At 55.0% G+C, this 17,273-nt stretch carries 13 protein-coding genes and 1 pseudogene; 5 read left to right on the top strand and 9 right to left on the bottom strand.

What is annotated here, in order from left to right:
* Positions 1–42 precede the first annotated feature (42 nt).
* A complete protein-coding gene (locus AC1Z3F_RS03600) occupies positions 43–1,683 on the top strand; it encodes an ABC-F family ATP-binding cassette domain-containing protein (protein WP_262197981.1) in 1,641 nt (546 codons plus the stop codon).
* 128 nt (positions 1,684–1,811) lie between these two features.
* A complete protein-coding gene (locus tag AC1Z3F_RS03595; protein WP_131087914.1) occupies positions 1,812–2,909 on the top strand; it encodes a fatty acid desaturase family protein in 1,098 nt (365 codons plus the stop codon).
* A gap of 80 nt (positions 2,910–2,989) precedes the next feature.
* On the opposite strand, the gene AC1Z3F_RS03590 is transcribed toward AC1Z3F_RS03595, so the two are convergent.
* The 7 genes and pseudogenes from AC1Z3F_RS03590 to AC1Z3F_RS03560 all read right to left on the bottom strand — a co-directional run bounded on the left by AC1Z3F_RS03590 (position 2,990) and on the right by AC1Z3F_RS03560 (position 10,436).
* Positions 2,990–3,733, bottom strand: coding sequence for an MFS transporter (locus AC1Z3F_RS03590; protein ID WP_483566571.1), 744 nt, complete (start codon positions 3,731–3,733; stop codon positions 2,990–2,992).
* Between the two features lie 110 nt (positions 3,734–3,843).
* Positions 3,844–4,449 (bottom strand): annotated as a pseudogene (locus AC1Z3F_RS03585) (MFS transporter); the annotation flags it as partial.
* A 193-nt stretch (positions 4,450–4,642) separates the two neighbouring features.
* A complete protein-coding gene (locus tag AC1Z3F_RS03580) occupies positions 4,643–5,371 on the bottom strand; it encodes a TetR/AcrR family transcriptional regulator (RefSeq protein ID WP_262197983.1) in 729 nt (242 codons plus the stop codon).
* Between the two features lie 81 nt (positions 5,372–5,452).
* Positions 5,453–6,442, bottom strand: coding sequence for a DUF1700 domain-containing protein (locus AC1Z3F_RS03575; RefSeq protein ID WP_483566570.1), 990 nt, complete (start codon positions 6,440–6,442; stop codon positions 5,453–5,455).
* Positions 6,443–6,546: 104 nt separating this feature from the next.
* Positions 6,547–7,458 (bottom strand): sugar ABC transporter permease, encoded by a 912-nt coding sequence (locus AC1Z3F_RS03570; RefSeq protein ID WP_242632423.1) that lies wholly within the window; start codon positions 7,456–7,458, stop codon positions 6,547–6,549.
* Positions 7,458–9,047, bottom strand: coding sequence for an ABC transporter permease subunit (locus AC1Z3F_RS03565; protein ID WP_262197985.1), 1,590 nt, complete (start codon positions 9,045–9,047; stop codon positions 7,458–7,460). Before AC1Z3F_RS03565 ends, AC1Z3F_RS03570 begins: the two co-directional genes overlap by 1 nt.
* 123 nt (positions 9,048–9,170) lie before the next feature.
* On the bottom strand, positions 9,171–10,436 hold the full coding sequence (locus AC1Z3F_RS03560) for a sugar ABC transporter substrate-binding protein (protein ID WP_131087909.1): 1,266 nt from the start codon (positions 10,434–10,436) through the stop codon (positions 9,171–9,173).
* A gap of 265 nt (positions 10,437–10,701) precedes the next feature.
* Here AC1Z3F_RS03560 and AC1Z3F_RS03555 point away from each other — a divergent pair, with 265 nt between their 5' ends.
* Positions 10,702–12,390 carry a glycoside hydrolase family 13 protein gene (locus AC1Z3F_RS03555; RefSeq protein ID WP_483566569.1) on the top strand — a complete coding sequence of 563 codons (1,689 nt, stop codon included), beginning with the start codon at positions 10,702–10,704 and terminating at the stop codon, positions 12,388–12,390.
* A gap of 118 nt (positions 12,391–12,508) precedes the next feature.
* On the top strand, positions 12,509–13,522 hold the full coding sequence (locus AC1Z3F_RS03550) for a LacI family DNA-binding transcriptional regulator (RefSeq protein ID WP_131087907.1): 1,014 nt from the start codon (positions 12,509–12,511) through the stop codon (positions 13,520–13,522).
* Between the two features lie 121 nt (positions 13,523–13,643).
* Here AC1Z3F_RS03550 and AC1Z3F_RS03545 read toward each other — a convergent pair whose 3' ends face one another.
* A complete protein-coding gene (locus tag AC1Z3F_RS03545; RefSeq protein ID WP_131087906.1) occupies positions 13,644–14,984 on the bottom strand; it encodes an MFS transporter in 1,341 nt (446 codons plus the stop codon).
* A gap of 266 nt (positions 14,985–15,250) precedes the next feature.
* Between AC1Z3F_RS03545 and AC1Z3F_RS03540 the strand changes: the two genes are divergently transcribed.
* Positions 15,251–15,946 (top strand): IclR family transcriptional regulator, encoded by a 696-nt coding sequence (locus tag AC1Z3F_RS03540; RefSeq protein ID WP_131087905.1) that lies wholly within the window; start codon positions 15,251–15,253, stop codon positions 15,944–15,946.
* A gap of 86 nt (positions 15,947–16,032) precedes the next feature.
* On the opposite strand, the gene AC1Z3F_RS03535 is transcribed toward AC1Z3F_RS03540, so the two are convergent.
* Complete coding sequence (locus AC1Z3F_RS03535) at positions 16,033–17,262, bottom strand: MFS transporter (protein WP_483566568.1); 1,230 nt, start codon at positions 17,260–17,262, stop codon at positions 16,033–16,035.
* Between the last annotated feature and the right edge of the window lie 11 nt (positions 17,263–17,273).

The raw sequence follows: 17,273 nt of genomic DNA, 5'->3' as shown, positions 1-17,273 counted from the left end.
ACTCGTCTGTGTTCAAGCTGATTTCAAACTAGACTTAACGCCATGACTGCAACACTCGTGGCCAAAGACCTTTCTGGTGGCCACGCCCACCGAACCCTGTTTTCTCTTCTGAGCTTCACTGCCAGTACCTCGGATGTTTACGGAGTGGTGGGAGCCAACGGCGCAGGCAAATCAACTTTGCTCTCGCTGTTAGCCAAGGCAGCAACCCCACAGGCAGGAACGGTCAGCACCGCACCGGATTCTGCTTTTATCGGATGGCTTCCTCAGGAGCACGAAAGAATTCCTGGCGAAACGATCACCGGATATCTGGCTCGTCGCACTGGTTGCGCCGAGGCCACCGCACGCATGGAAGCCACGGCAGAAGACCTAGGTAGCGACAAGCCGGGCGCCGATGATGCCTACGCCAACGCTTTTGATCACTGGATGGCCTCCGGCGCCATGGACCTCGAGGACCGCATTCCTGAGGTGCTGGCCAAATTAGGTTTCACCCTGTCTTTAGAAACGGAAATGACAGCCCTTTCCGGCGGACAAGTAGCCCGAGTCGCTCTGGCAGCGCTACTGCTTTCTCGTTTTGACATCATCTTGCTTGATGAGCCCACCAACGACCTAGATCTCGCCGGACTCGAACTGCTTGAAGAGTTCATTAATTCCCTGCGCTCCCCGGTCATTCTGGTATCCCACGACCGCGAATTTTTAGCGCGTTGCACCACCGGCATCATCGAATTGGACCTGGCCCAAAATAAGGTGGCCGTCTATGAGGGTGGCTATGACTCCTACCTCGCCGAACGTGCCATCAGCCGCACCCATGCCCGGGAAGCCTACGAGCAATTCGAAAATCAGAAAGCCGACCTCGTCTCCCGTGCCCGCACCCAGCGCGAGTGGTCTTCCCAAGGCGTACGTAACGCCATGCGTAAGGCGCCTGATAATGACAAGATCCGTCGTCGTGCCAATAGCGAGTCCTCAGAAAAGCAGGCCGCCAAGGTTCGCCAAATGGAATCTCGTATCGCCCGGCTGGATGAAGTTGATGAACCTCGCAAAGAGTGGATACTGCAATTCTCGATTGCACCCGCACCGCGTGGCTCATCGGTGATGTGCACTTTGAACGAAGCGGCGCTACAGCAGGGCGACTATAACTTTGGTCCGGTCTCCGTGCAGGTTAATTCCGAGGACCGCATTGGCATCACCGGCCCCAATGGTGCCGGCAAGTCCACACTGCTGAACATGTTGCTCGGCAAGCTCTCCCCGGATCACGGCAGTGCTTCGTTGGGTAGCTCGGTGAGCATTGGCGAAATTGATCAGGCCCGTAGCCAGCTGCCAGGGGATCTGGCCTTGGGCATGGCTTTTGAACAAGCGGTCCCCGAGTATTCGTCAGCTGAAGTGCGCACCCTGCTGGCAAAGTTTGGGCTGAAGGCAGACCAATCCACTGCGCTGGTCAAGTCCTTGTCACCCGGCGAACGCACCCGCGCGTCGATGGCTCTACTGCAAGCGCGTGGCGTGAATCTGCTGGTGCTTGACGAGCCGACGAACCACTTGGATGTCCCGGCCATCGAGCAATTAGAAGAAGCCCTCGAAGCTTACGAAGGCGCGTTGCTGTTGGTCACCCACGACCGTAGGTTGCTGGAGAATGTCCGGCTTACAACCCGTTGGGAAATCTCCGATGGCCAACTCACCGTTGTCTATTAATACGGGAGAAGATCAAGGACATTTAGGGTTCGTTCACAGACGCATACCGTAGTCTTGAAGACATAGGAGCCGAGACTTTCCGTTCTTTCGACTGAGATGTCGCCAGCTACTTCAACTTAGGAAATTACTTGAGTAGCAGTTCCGTTCTTCAGAACTCCGCACCTACCACCAGGCCCGGAGACCCCAAGAGCTTTTTCCACGTTAAGAAACTCGTTCAGGATGCAGGTTTGTCCGGACGTCGTCGCGCCCATTACCTTGGCCTCGGATCAGTGCTGGTTATCCTTTTGGGTTCAGCCATTGCCGGGTCAATCCTCTTGGGCCACAGCTGGTTCCAGCTACTGATTGCTGCAGCGCTGGGAATCCTACTTACGCAATTTGCATTCCTCGCACACGAAGCGGCCCACCGTCAGATCCTGTCCTCGGGCAAGACCAATGACAAGCTGGGCCAGTTCCTGGCCAATATCGTTGTGGGCATCAGCTACCAGTGGTGGATGAACAAGCACAACAAGCACCACGCGACTCCCAACACCATTGGCAAGGATCCCGACATCGAGTGGGACACCATCTCATTCCAGCCGGTTGATGCTCAGCGCCAGCGTGGAATCCTCAAGTGGATCACCGAGCGTCAGGGATACCTGTTCTTCCCATTGTTAACGATGGAAGGATTGAATCTTCATATTCAGTCAATCCGTTACTTGTTCACCGCTGATCGCGCCAAGCGCCGTAAGCGTGAGATCTGGGCTATCGCACTGCGTGTGGGACTGTATGTTGCACTGATTTTTGTCTTCCTTCCCGTTGGCATGGCGTTCGCTTTTATCGGCGTGCAGCTAGCTGTCTTCGGTATCTACATGGGCGCTTCATTCGCACCGAACCACAAGGGCATGCCTATGGTTCCGGGCGATGCTCGCATTGACTTCTTCTCACGTCAGGTACTGACCAGCCGTAACATCATGGCTCGCTCGTCGTGGGGCAACCGGATTCTCTCCCACCTGTTTGGTGGCTTGAATTACCAGGTGGAGCACCACCTGTTCCCTTCCATGCCACGTGCCAATCTTGCAGCAGTGTCCGACATCGTGCGTCAGTACTGCGCAGATCACCAGATCCCCTACACCGTGGCCAGCATGCGCGAATCCTACGCACAGGTGATCACTTACCTCAACAAGGTGGGCCTGTCCGCACGAGATCCTTTTGATTGCCCTTTGGTTTCTGGCTACCGCGTGAGCTAAGAACTATCTGCAGGCATTACCAATAAAGCGAGAGGACACTGACCAATTGGTCTGTCCTCTCGCTTTTCGCTTTGCTGCCCTTATGGCTGAGCGTCGGCAGGTTGGCTCGGCTTCTTAGGGCCAACAACCTCGATCGCACCAGTCACCGTGCATTGCGCACCTTCTTCAACCGGGATGTATTCTTCTCGCGTTGAGACGCGCTTGATGGTACGGCTTTGCCGTAAGTCAACGATGGCCACCAGCAGGGTTGCAATCACCAATACTGAGATCGCGACGAAGGATAATTCCATGGCCACTGAGTAGCCGGCAACGTGGTTCAAACCGTAGAAGATTGCGGTGATCACCGCGATGCCCACAGCAGTTCCCACACGTTGCGAAGTCTGCATCAGACCGCCGGCGCTGCCCGAATTGGCCACGGGCACTTCCATCAGGGTCAACGCCTGGTTGGGGGAAATGATGAAGCCTTGAGCAATACCGATAAAGGTCAGTGACAACAACATCCACCAGACGTTGAGGTTGCCTCGATCTTCGAAGAACACCACAGCAATCGTTGCAATCAAGCCCAACAACGCACTGAGCGTTCCCCCGATCAGCAGCTTGCGCCCCAGCGTGGTGGCATAACGGCCTGCAATATGAGAACTAAACGCCGAAAGCAAGGCAGCGGGTAAACAGATCAGGCCAGCTTCCAGTGCAGTGAAACCTTGGGAAGCTTGAACGTAGATGGCCACCAGCACCCACACGCTGGAGACACCCATGAAGTACAGTCCAGCAATGAGCGTACCGTTGGTGAAACTGCGAATTTTGAACAATCCCAGTTCCACCATTGGCTCACGGCCACGTTCTTTGTAATTTTTTCCCACCAGATCCACACCAACAGCAACACGGCGGCTGCGAGAAGCAACCACCACAACATTGGATTTTCGCGGCCTTGAACAAAAGGTAGCAACAACGCAAAGATGCTCATCGCCAGCACCAGTCCACCCACTGGATCCAGATCGAGTTTTCCTGCTGGCTTGGTGAATAGTGGTTTGGGAAGCCACAAGAGAGCTAGGGTGATGGCGACTACGCCTACGGGAACGTTGATGAGGAAAGTCGAACGCCAGCCTGCATCCGCACCCAGCCAGTTGATCAATAGCCCACCGAGTACCGGACCAACGGCTACGGAGAATCCGACCACGGTGCCCAACAGTCCGTAGGCGCGTCCTCGGGCGGCACCGCGGAAGTGTTGCTGGATCATGCCCATAACTTGCGGGTTGAGCAGCCCTGATCCAATGCCCATGATAAATCGGGCAACATTGAGCATCAGCGGATCAGCGGCGAACCCCGCCAAGATGCTGGCCACGGTAAAAATCGCGACACCGGCGACAAAGATGACACCTCGACCCAGCAGGTCACCGACCCGTCCGGCGGCGACAAGAACCACGCCGAAGGTCAATGCATACCCGGCTAGAACCCACTGCATATCGGCTTCGCTGGCGTGCAACGTGGAACCGATGGACGGTAGCACGACGTTGACGATACTGACCGAGACCAGCGACATGAACATGGCAGCGAGCAGCACACCGAGCAAGCGCCAGCGGGCTGCCGGTGATAGTTCTCCGGACTCAGGTGGCGCTTCGGGTGGGCTCTGCGACATAGTGGGCAACTTTCAGCACATTTTTCGAGCCACAGGATCCTTTGGCTTTAGTCCCTACAGCGCAACTACGTCGCGGATTATTCCTTGACCAGAAGTTTTATGCTTGGTCAGTCTCGGATTGACGATTTTTCGACACGCACTGTTCAATGGCAAGAATCCGAGTTTCGATAACTTCTTCAAAGAGCTCGTCACTATCCGGCGCAGGCAGTTCTAGTGCCTGACGCGCTAACGGTGCTGAAATCTCTGGGTAGGCATCAAGACGTTGTGCTGAGACAAGGTGGCTCAAGGAGTCCGAGTTCCCAGCTTCACGTCGGTCAAAGAAGTAATCAACGTGCAGGACAAATCCCAAAACGTCTCGTTCTAGCGCGCGAACCATGGTTACCGCTTGTTGCAGCGTCAGCCCGATTTCAACGTAGAAACGTAGTACACGCTCAATGAGTTCGGTGCGTCGTGGTCCGGGCGCGACATCTACCTTGTCGTCCCAGCTCATTTGGGATGCACGTGGGTAGGCGCGATAGGCAGTCCGCGTGGCGACGTAGGCCTGGCGGACTCCTTGCTTCCAGTTGGAAGAATCAAATTCAACCAGCGGGCTAATAGCTAGGAAGCGTTGCACTGCGAGGTTAACGACCTCTTGACGGTCCGCCACGTAGTTGTATAGGGCGCGGGGCGTAACACCAAAGTCGGAAGCCAGGCGGTGCATGGTCAGTGCTCCGTACCCTTCAGCACCAGCAATTTCCAGTGCCTTTTCGGCCAACAAATCTTTGCTTAAAGATGTGAACTCAGAATCTTTGCGGGGGCGTCCGCGTCCTCGCTTCGCCGTCGGCACGGGCGAAGTTTCCTTAATTTCGGCCATCTCATGAGGATATACGCAATATCGGAGTAAATACGTTTAGCACGCCCAATAGCACTAGAACAAAGCCAATAGCTTTCGTGCCCGCTCGTGCCACAGATCCGCAGCCACGGCCAAGTGGCCTGCCGCAAATGCCAAACCGCCAGCTAGCCAAGGCCACAGTAGAACTGCACCATAGGTACTCGGTAGCGAGGCGCTAAAGCCTGCGACAATCACCAGTATCCCGGTGACGACCAAGGCAATATGTGCACTCTTCCAGCGCAGTGGAAGCAAGATGGCCAGTACCACCAGCAACGCAGCCGGGGCCAAAATCATCCACACCGGACCTTCAAAACCCTGCAAGCCCTGGAAGGTAGTAAAGGCAACTGCAGCAGTGAGGAGCACCGCAGCGGTGATCATCCATCCTGGGTCTGGACGGGCCATGGAACCACGCATCATCAATAGTGGTGTGAATATCTGGGCCCACAACAATACAGTGACCGGGATGAAATACGCGGCCATAACTGAGCCGCCGCTGATACAAACAGCGCTCATCAGCAACGCCCCGATAACCTGAAGAATCAGCGACGTCACACCGCTAATTCGCAATGGGATCAAGCTCAACACAGCCGGGATAAACGCCAACCAGATCAGCTGCGCACCCATCACTTTTTCAAGCTCGGCCAGCCAGCCGCCGGGTGAATTCAGCCAACCAGTCAAACCAACCGGGCCAATCATCGCGTCGTGTGGCGGGGAGAAAAGAACCACCACTACGGTGATCAGCGACAAAGCAAAAATTGGCCAAGCCAGAATTCGAGTCAAGAAGTGCTTACCACTGCTCACTTCCAAATCTTCGGGTTCGGTGCGCTCGAACTTCATCGCTCTGACGGCAGGCTCCCCCAGCAGACTAATTAGTTCGCGCTTACGCCGTCCACCATCGGGCAGTCGTTTAATCTCGTCACGAGTTTGTTCAAGAACTTGCTTGCGTTCATCCTCGGAGAGGAAATCGAAGGCACGGCGAAGTTGCTCCAAGTAATTGCGGGCAGCACGTGGCAGGTTCTGGCTCATGGTTTTAACTTTACGTGGAGCGGGCAGCGCTAGAGCGCAATAATGCGGGGCAACGCCAGTGGCGTGCCCCGCATCGTCAATAGTTATTAGCGTCTAATCCTGCTTTATTTGCCAGCGCCGGCAGTCAATCCCCCGACAATGTACTTCTGCAAGAACAGGAACAATGCCATGACCGGCAACGCTGCAAGCACTGCACCGGCGGCAAAGACCGACCAGTTGGAAGTGAATTCTTCAGACACATAGGAGTAGAGCCCCACGGCCAGAGTCTGCTTTTCTGGAGAAACCAGAACGACAGAGGCCAGAACAAAGTCGCTGGTGCTAGAGATGAAGGACAACAGCCCCACCACGGCGAGAATCGGGGCAACCAGGCGAAGAATCATCGTGAAGAAAATGCGCGCATGGCTCGCACCGTCAATCTTGGCTGCTTCATCAATTTCCACCGGAACGGTGTTGAAGAAGCCGTACATCAGGTAAGTATTCACACCCAAGGCACCGCCAAGATAAACCATGATCAACGCGATCTGGTTATCAATTCCCAAGGCCGGGAACACATCGCCCAGGGAGGTCAGCAGAATAAAGATTGCCACTACAGCCAGCAGCTGCGGGAAGATCTGCACAACGAGCAAACTAACCAGACCTACTCGCCGGCCGGTGAAGCGCATACGCGAGAAGCTGTAGGCAGCTAGTGCTCCGAGGAAGACCGAAGCTACCGCCGTGGTTAGCCCGATGAACAGCGTGTTGGCGAACCAGGCTGCATAGGGTCGCTGCTCGTTGTGGAAGAGATCAATGTAGCTCTGTAGCCCGATGGTGCTGAAGAATCCGTTGGAGGAGAGCAAGGTTCCCTCGGGATTCAGCGATGCGGATAGTACGTACAGCAGTGGGAATGCCGCATAGATGCACAGGGCCACACCAATCAGGTGCCGCCATCCGGTGGTGGCGAACCACTTGCCAAAGGTTCGCCGAGCGGGCTTCGGGATGGAACGGAAAGTTGGTGTTGATGTCATGTCGGCGCTCATTAGTTCAGCTCCTCCAGTGCCTTGGTCTGCTTGAAACTGATAATTGAGATGATGGCAACGATCACGAAGATGATGATGGAGAACGCACTGGCCAAACCATAATCACGTTGGGATCCGACGAAGGCAACCTTATAAACCAATGAAATCAAGATGTCTGTTGCGCCGACGTTCAGCCCTGCGTCTTCCAAACGCGGACCACCTTCGGTGAGCATGTAGATGATGTTGAAGTTATTGAAGTTGAAGGCAAATGAGCTGATCAACAACGGAGCAACTGAGACCAGCAACAATGGCAACTTGATCAGACGGAAGATCTGCAAAGGCTTGGCACCGTCAATGGTGGCAGCTTCTGATAACTCCTGCGGGATGGACTGCAATGCGCCGGTACAGACCAAGAACATGTATGGGAAGCCGAGCCACAGGTTAACCCAGAGCACTGCGAACTTTGCGAGCCAGGGGTCGGTGAGCCATGGGATTTCCGCTCCGCCAAAGAGAACTTGGTTTACAAAGCCAAAGTCCTTGTTCAACATGCCTGCCCAGACCAGACCGCCCAAGAAGGCAGGGAATGCGTAGGGAAGAATTGAGATGACGCGGTAAATCTTGCGCCCCCTCATTCGCATGTCGTTGAAGACGATAGCCAGGAAAAGTCCCAAGAAGAAGGTGGAGGCTACCGAAAGGAACGCAAAGGCGAAGGTCCATACGGTCACCGAGAAGAGCGCGCTACGAATGGATGAGTCGGTGAAGGCACGGGTGAAGTTATCAAAGCCCACATTGATGGACCAGCCCGGCATCAGCTGCGAACCGTCCTCTGCGGTGAACGCGCCCACGCCAGTGTCTTTGTAGACGGTGCCCGTTTTCTGATCCGTCATCGTGTCAGCATTGCTGTCGTAGCTCAGTGATGAGGTGTACTGGTAGGCGGTTCGTCCGTCGCTGGTGCGCAGGGTGCCTTCAGCTGGATCATCGCTCAGTGCGACCTTCAGTGAGGTCACTTCCTCTTGGCGGCCCAAAAGATCAGCGAATTTTAGCTGTGTGTAGTTTTCTAGGCTGGCCGGATCAACCGGTGCAAAGGCGTCGTCCACGTCGCCTAGTAGCTGTTGGCCGTCACGTTCGATAACCATGGCCAGACCGTCAGCACCGTTGTACATCGTGACAGGGTAGCCAGGTGATCCAGCAACGCGTTCCTGGTTGGACTGCAAGAGTGAAGACACCGCGTCGGCTTTATCCGAGTTGTGCCCGGAGCCGTAGTTGGTGAACGCAATATAGCCGGTATAACCAATGACAAAAACTTGGAAGATAAGCAAGAAGATGGTGCCCGGAAGCAAGTACTTTGCAGGAAGCCAACCCTTTTTGAAGTAGACAACATTGATCACCACAGTGATCACTGCGATGACTGAGGCAATCAACCATGCTTCACGGCCGATAGCAGTGAAAATTGCGAAGAGCGCCGTCGCATCAACAAGTGCGACCAAAATGATCTTGATTAGCGTTGAGCCTAGGCTCGTGCTTGATGCATGAGCGAAGCGTTGTGCAGCTGGGGACAGCTTACGCTTGGGATCCTCAGTACTGTTCGGTGGTGCCTCAGGGGCTGTCATAGTCATCTTCCAGATGTGCCTGTCATTAAAATTCGTTCAGTGCTGGCCGGAGATAGACGCCGGAGCCGGCGGCGATGGCCGTTCCGGCTCCAGCGTTATCGGTACTACTTTGAGCAGGCGAGCCTACTTGTTGATGGCCTTTTCGATATCTTCGGTCATCTTCTTCCAACGCTTGGTTGGGTCGGCCTTGCCAGTGATGATTTCAGCTTCAGCAACACCCCAGTATTCCCATACCGCTGCCATCTCTGGAACGTTTGGCATTGGAACACCGTTGGCGCCTACTTCGCCGAAGGCGGCGATCGTCTTGTCAGACTTGGCGGCTTCGAATGCTGCCTTATTTGCAGGTGGACGGTTGCCAACTTCGTACAGCTCGGTCTGAACTTCTTCGGTACCGATGTAGTTGGTCAGGAACTCAGTAGCTGCCAGCAAGTTTTCGGTCTTCGATGAGACGAAGAAGCCCTGAACGGCAACAAATGGCTGCGCTTCTTCTCCACCGGCACTTGGGATTGGATCAATAGCTAGGTTGATCTTTCCCTTTTCGGCCGCTTCCACGTTCCATGGACCAGTCAAGAGGAATGGTGAGTCGCCCGAGGCGAACTTTTCCTTGGCAATGTCAGCGTCGATGCTGGTCTTTAGAGTTCCAGCCTCACCCTGCTCTGCCAGCCACTTGGCGAATTCAACGCCACCCTCGTTACCAATCTGCAGGTCCTTCGGGTCGTACGCACCGGTGTCATCGGTTCCGAAGACTGGAGCGCCAAACGAAGTCTGGAATGGGTAGGCGTGGAATGGGTCGCCCACTTCGGTGACCTGCACCAGGAATGGGAACTTGGTGTCTGCCTTTTTGCCAGCAGCGATCATGTCGTCAAAGGTTTTTGGGGCTTCCTTGACCAGGTCTGCGTTGCGCAGTAGGGCCAAGTTTTCGGTGGCATATGGCACGCCGTAGCTCTTGCCTTCGTAGCTCATGGCGTCGACGGAAACTTCTTGGAAGTCACCAGCCTTGTCCCCCAGCTCAACTGGCTGAACTACACCGTTGTTGACCAGGTTGCCCAACCAGTCGTGGGCGCCGATGGTGATGTCGGGGCCCTTGCCGGTAGGAACCTGACGCAGGAAGTCTTCCTGGATCTTGGAGAAGTCCTTGACGACCAATTTCACTTTGACGCCGGACTGCTTCTCGAAGTCGGCGGCTGCTTCTTTGAGCACTGGCTGACGGTTTGCGTCAACCCAAACGGTTAGCGATCCACCGGAGGCGGCAGCTGGTGAGGATTCTGCGGCAGCAGGGCTAGAGGATGGTTGGGTTGTTGAACCGGACCCGCCGCAAGCAGTCAGTGATAGAGCTGCAATTGCAGTCAATGCTCCGCCAAGTAGCCAAGGGTGTTTGTTCACCTTCATGGAATGTCCTTTCGTGACAACTTTGTCCGATGGGCCGGTGACGTTACGGTTTTCCGCAGAGCCGCCGGTGAAGTCTAAAAATGCGAGTGCGCATAATTTGTAAGCGTTTCCAGAGTGGCACAGATCACGAGACTTGGCAAGACAAAAGATAAAAAATCCGATTCTTAGGCAAAGTAGACAGATACTGGCGCTCAGCGGACGTTATTCATGAAAAGCAAGAATGCAAGCGTTTACAATCAAGTCGTCATCTATTATCGTTACCGTCATGACTCAAACACGTACCGACGTTGAAAACCTCGCTGAATCCAAAGATGCGCAGTGGTGGCGCTCCTCGGTGATCTATCAGATTTACCCTCGCTCCTTTGCTGATTCCAATTCGGATGGCATGGGCGACCTAAAGGGCATTACGCAACGGCTAGAAAGCATCGCAGAACTTTCTGTTGACGCCATCTGGCTCTCACCTTTCTTCTCGTCTCCGCAGAAGGACGCCGGCTACGACGTCTCCAACTACTGCGATGTAGACCCGTTATTCGGTACCCTTCAGGACTATGACGCAATGGTGGCGAAGGCGCATTCGTTAGGCTTGAAGGTCATTGTTGACCTTGTTCCTAACCACTGCTCTGATCAGCACCCATGGTTCCAAGAAGCCCTTGCGGCAGCTCCCGGCTCCCCCGAGCGAGATCGCTTTATGTTCCAGGACGCCCCGGAAACGGGCCTTCCAAATAACTGGGAATCGGTCTTTGGTGGACCTATGTGGACCGCCACCACTAACCCAGACGGAAGTGTAGGCCAGTCTTACCTCCACGTTTTTGATTCTTCGCAGCCCGACTTTAATTGGAAGAATGAGGAAGTTCGGGCTATGTTCCGCGATGTCCTTCGCTTCTGGTTAGATCGTGGCACCGATGGCTTCCGCGTTGATGTGGCTCACGGGTTAATCAAGGCTGAGGGCCTACCGGACTTCACCCCGAATCCGATGGCAGCTTCCATGGGCGGCACCGAAGAACTTGCACCATGGTGGGGTCAGGATGGTGTTCACGAGATCTACCGCGACTGGCGCAAGGTCATCGATGAATATGACGGTGAGCGTGTCTTGTGTGCAGAAGCTTGGGTTAATCCACTCTCGCTGATGGCCAAGTGGGTTCGCCCAGATGAGATGCATCAGGCATTCAACTTCCCGTACCTGTCTTGCGACTACGACGCGCAGCAGATCCGCGAAACCGTCGATGAGTCGCTGAAAGAATTTGGCGCGGTCGGAGCACCAAGCACCTGGGTATTGTCCAACCATGACGTGGTCCGTCATGCCACCCGCTTGGCACTAACGGACGAAAATCCTCAGGGTGAAGGCATCGGTCCAAAAACCCCTAACCTTCCGGATCCTGCGGTCGGCCTGCGCCGTGCACGTTCTTCAACCGCGCTCATGCTTGCCCTACCCGGTGGCGCCTACCTTTATCAGGGTGAGGAGTTAGGTCTTCCGGAAGCAATCGATCTGCCCGACGAAGCACGCCAGGACCCGACTTGGTTCCGCACCAACAAGGAACGCTACGGCCGTGATGGTTGTCGAGTTCCTTTGCCATGGGAAGCCGAGGGAGCCTCGTTCGGGTTTAGCGACAACGGCGAAAGCTGGTTGCCTCAGCCTGCCCAGTGGGCGTCTTTCGCTCGCTCGGTCCAACGTGATGATCCCGATTCCACGCTGAGCCTGTACCGAAAGCTACTGGAGCTACGCAAGACGCACAACCTAGGTGCGGGTCAGCTGACCTGGGTCACCGATGAACAGCCAGATCTGTTGGCATTTACCAACGGCAAGATCCTGGCGATAGCCAACTTCGGTCAGTCACCGTTGGATCTTGGGCAGCTGGCAAATGGCGCGCAAGAACTAGTGCGCAGTCAGCCTGCAACGGATGCGGAGAACGGGAGCATCCCTGCGGAAACCACCATCTGGTTCTTGCTGCCTTAGTAAGGTCACATGGTGCTTGTTCTATTGAGAGCACCGGTACTGTTGAAAAGTGGCCGCGGTCTGGAGATATTTCATCTTCATCACCACCGCGGCCACAAACACTTAGGAAGGACTTATCGTGGCAGGGATTAAAGATGTCGCTGAAGCGGCCGGAGTCTCTATCGCGACCGTCTCTCGCGCCTTATCGGGACGCGGCTCCGTCTCGTCCTCCGCGCAAGAGGCAGTGCAACATGCTGCCGCGGAACTGGGATATGTAGTTTCGTCCTCGGCGTCTGGCCTCGCCTCAGGACGCACCCGAAATATCGGAGTCTTAGTTCCGGTCATCAATCACTGGTTCTACGCCAGCGTGCTGGAAGGCATTACCAGCTCACTGATGAACGAAGGTTATGACACCACGCTGTATCAGCTGACCAAAGACCGGGCACAACGCGAAAAGATCTTCTCGGACTTCCTACTCCGTCAGCGTGTGGATGCGGTGATCGCGGTCAACGTTGAATTGGATACTGAAGAAGTCCAGGCGCTACACGCCTTGGATAAGCCTTTGGTTGGAGTCGGTGGACCGCTTCCCGGTGTTCCGACTTTGCATGTTGATGATGAAGGTATCTCCGCATTGGCCACTCAGCATCTAATTGCTTTAGGCCATGAACGTATTGGATTTATTGGTGGCAATGAAGAAACCGACGTTGACTTCAGGGTCCCCAGCCATAGACGCACCGGTTATGAAAGCGCACTGAAAGATGCTGGAATTCCCGTAGACGATTCTTTGTGTGTTGGTGCAGACTTCACCATGCCGCACGCCTACACGATTGCCAAACAATTGCTCGGCAGCCCGGCTGCTCGCCCGACGGCAGTGTTAGCCGCCAGTGATGAAATGGCCATCGGTGCCATACTCGCGGCCCGTGATCTGGGGTTGCAGGTCCCCCATGATCTATCAGTGATTGGCGTGGATAACCATGACCTCGCTGAGATGTTTGGTCTAACTACCGTCGAGCAGCGTCCACATGAACAGGGAAATCTTGCTGTCGCGATGTTGCTTCGGGCCATTCGCGGTCAGGAGCCGGCGGCAGCTCATGAACTGGAGCACCGTCTGGTTGTACGCTCCTCAACCATGAAGCCGCAGCCTACTTCTTAGCTTGTTCGTACCTGGAGCTACGGTAAGTAATTCTTCTGAAGTCGATAGTACAAAAAACTGCCCGAGTAACAACTGGAATGAGATCCAGCCGCTACCCGGGCAGTTTGTCGTTCAGTGTCTTCTAGAGCGCGCCTTCCAGATCAGCGGAAGTTCCCTCAACCTCTTCCACATTCAGGTTTCGGCCACGCGTCTCGCCGGCCCACAATACGGCACCGACCGAGATGACCGTCAGAACCATAATGTAGATAGCGATGGAGATGGATGACTTGGTCGTTTCGAGCAAAATCTGCGCCACGGTGGCAGCAAAAGCGCCGCCAAGAATAGCGCCGAGTGCGTAGCCAATCGAGATACCTGAGTAACGCACATGTGCAGGGAACATTTCGGCGTACATGGCCGACTGAGGTCCGTAGGACAGTCCCAATCCGACGGTTAGAACGAAGATTGCTACCGTGTACAGCACGATATTTCCCGTATCAACGAGCATGAACATTGGAATCATCCAAACAAACACCAGACCGTAGCCAATCACGAAGGTTGCTCGGCGTCCGATCACGTCGGAGAGCCAACCGCCAACCAAGGTGAAGATCAGCCAGCCAACCGAACCGATAGTGGTTGCCAAGAGCACCGGCGCCACTGGCATTTTGAGCACTGCAGTGGTGTAGGAAATGAAGAACGCGATCACCAAATATCCAGCGGCATTGTTGGAAATAAAGATCAGCGCGGCCTGGATTACCTGCTTGGTGTTTTTTGCCATCAGCTCGCGAAGCGGCGTGTGCTCGGCAGCTTTGCGTAGGGCCAGCTGCTTAAACACTGGGGATTCTTCCACAGCTCGGCGGATCACGTAGCCCACAAGAACAAGTACGACCGAGAGTAGGAATGGGATGCGCCAGCCCCAAGCCCCGAAGGCTTCGGGAGACATGGAAATTCGAAGAATGTAGAGCAAACCGGTAGCCAAGATCATGCCAATTGGCACACCGATCTGCGGGAAGGAACCGAAGTATCCGCGACGATTCTTGGGAGCGTGCTCCACGGCCATCAAAGCCGCACCGCCCCATTCACCGCCGGCCGAGAATCCCTGAATAACGCGAAGAAGCACCAAGAGGATTGGTGCTGCAATGCCAATGGATGCATAGGTTGGCAGCAAGCCAATCAATGCGGTGGCCACACCCATAAGAATCAGGGTGAGGACAAGAATTCTCTTGCGTCCGTAGCGGTCCCCCAAATGACCTGCTACCACCGCACCCAGTGGGCGGAAGAAGAACGAGATTCCGATCATTGCGAAGGAAAGAATCTGAGCTAGTCCAGGATTTGATGCACCGAGCGGTGCGAGGAATAGCGGGGTCAGAAGTGTTGCGGTGAGTTGTGCAAAGATGAAAAAGTCATACCACTCAATGGTGGTTCCCACGAGAGTGCCGGCGAGAACGCGACGCTCTTCCTGGGTGCGAGTGACTGTGGATGACATGGGCGCCCCTTGAAGCTTACTTTACCGACCGTTCGGACGGTTTATGATGCTCTCAATCATAAACACAGAGTGAAGCAGATCACAACAATCGCAGGTTTCTTGCCCAAACTCTGAATGCAGAGCTATAGACCGCGCTCGAAAAGAATTCGGTGTTCTAATAGAGAACGACTAAAATTTCGAATAAGAGCAACTATTCAGCAGTCGCAAGGCTCACAGCGAAGGCGCGTGGAGGCATTGGAAAATGCCGTGTGCCAGATTGAAGTTTCATGCCTACCTCTCAGACGCTTTCCCGCGGAATCCGCGTCCTAGAAATCGTCGCCAATTCGCCGGTGCATCTGTCTATCGCGGAGATTGCCGAAAAGCTTGAAGTGCACCGTTCCATTGCATACCGAATCATCCGGACTCTAGAACAGCATCACCTGCTCAACCGTGATGACGCAGGGCATATCCGTTCTGCTTCGGGTCTTGCCGTACTTGCCCGTTCGGTACAACATGACCTTCAAGCGATCTCCACAGTAGAACTCACCACGTTGGCCAATGAACTGTCTATGACAGCATTTGTTGCCGTCTGGGAGTACGACTTGTGCACCACCTTGCAATCCGTTGCACCCCTAAATTCGCAGCGCGCTATTGTCCACCGTCCCGGATCGGTGCACGGCATGGATGTAGGCGCTGCAGGCATCGCAATTCAATCGCATTACAGCAAAGAGCAATGGGACTCGCTGGAAAGCACCGTGGACTACCGCGACGCGGCGGTTCAGGCACGCCTCGACGGCTACGCCACCAGTGAGGATGAAGTTATCCAAGGCGTAACTTCCATCGCTGTCCCGATTGCCCAGCCTGGTCAGACCCCTGCCGCCTTGGCTGTAGTTTTTGCTAGCAGCACTGTTGATAGCTTCGAACCAATCATCGAGGAACTCAAACTGGCAGCACAACGCATTGCCGACAAGCTTTCTGCCTAATCATCGGCACAACGGCAAAAGGCGACCCCGCGATGAATCGTGTTTCACGATCCACTGCGAGGTCGCCTGTTCAGTTTCTAATGGAACTAGCGCACCCGCGAGAGCGACGGAGCTTTGGCAACGATAATCTTCATTGCCAGGGCCGCGAGGAAAATAACGGCAGCACCGCCGCTGGATACCCAGAACGCTCCGAGGTAGCCCAGCGAATCAGCAAAGACACCGGCCAAGCCGTTGCCGATGGCCGTGCCAACAACAATGCCGGCGGAGAGCATAGTCATCACCGTAGATAGTCGGGCAGCCGGAGCAACTTCCCCACCCAGAGTCATGACCGTGACAATTACCGGTCCTACGGCAAAGCCAGCAACAAACAACGCCACGACCATCCATGGTGTGCTTGAGGCCAGGTGAAGACCGAAGCTCAAAATAGTCAGCAAAGCACCGCAGAGAACCCAACGGTTGATCTGCCTAAAGTACTGTGGCCAGGCGGCAACAGAAATGGCTGCGATGGCACTGGACAATCCCATGGCACCATAGAGCAGGCCACCCTGGTTCGAGTTTCCCTGTTCCCCGGCAAAGGCCAAGGTACCGGCGGCAGAGGAACCAAAAACAGTTCCCAGTGCGATCATGCCCAGGACCAGCGCACTGATGGCAGCAACTTGAGCTCGAGTAATTGACACCTTTGGTGCACTCTTCGCGCCAGCTACCGGCTTCACTACATTTCCGGTGCGGTGCGTGGCAAAAATTGGAACCAGCACTAGCGTCAGAATGGCGGCTAAGTACAACGGCAGCACAGGATCAACCAGCGAAGCCAGCAAGCCGACTGCCACCGGACCGAACACAAAGCCCAATTCATCAAACATGGATTCAAGGCTTAGTGCAGCCGAAAGCACTTTGGGATTTTTCTGCTGCTGGCGGGTCATGGCAATCCACCGAACACGAGACATCGGGCCAACCTGAGGTCCCGTTGCTCCGGTAATGAGACACATAAGAACCAGCAACGGCACAGACAGTTCTGGCCCGCTGGCGCCAAGGAGGGTAAGCAAGACCAGCAAAACACTATGGATCAGAGAGACGGCCACCAAGATGGGACGCTGACCAAAACGGTCAGCAAGGTAACCAACGCTAGGCCCGCCAACGGCAGAGCCTAAACCAACCATGGCAGCAGCAAGACCACCCAAGGCATACGAGCCGGTGGTGGCTGTCACCAGGGTCATGGACCCGATGGTAAGCATCGCCAGAGGAAGGCGAGCAAAAAATGTTAGCGGTAGGAACGGTGCTCCTACCAGGGGAACGAGTGCAGAGTAACCGGATTTCATCGCTGAATCCT

The organism is Glutamicibacter sp. MOO4 (genome assembly GCF_056934395.1).
The sequence above is the reverse complement of the archived record's forward strand: the minus strand, read 5'-3'. Positions and strand labels throughout refer to the sequence as shown.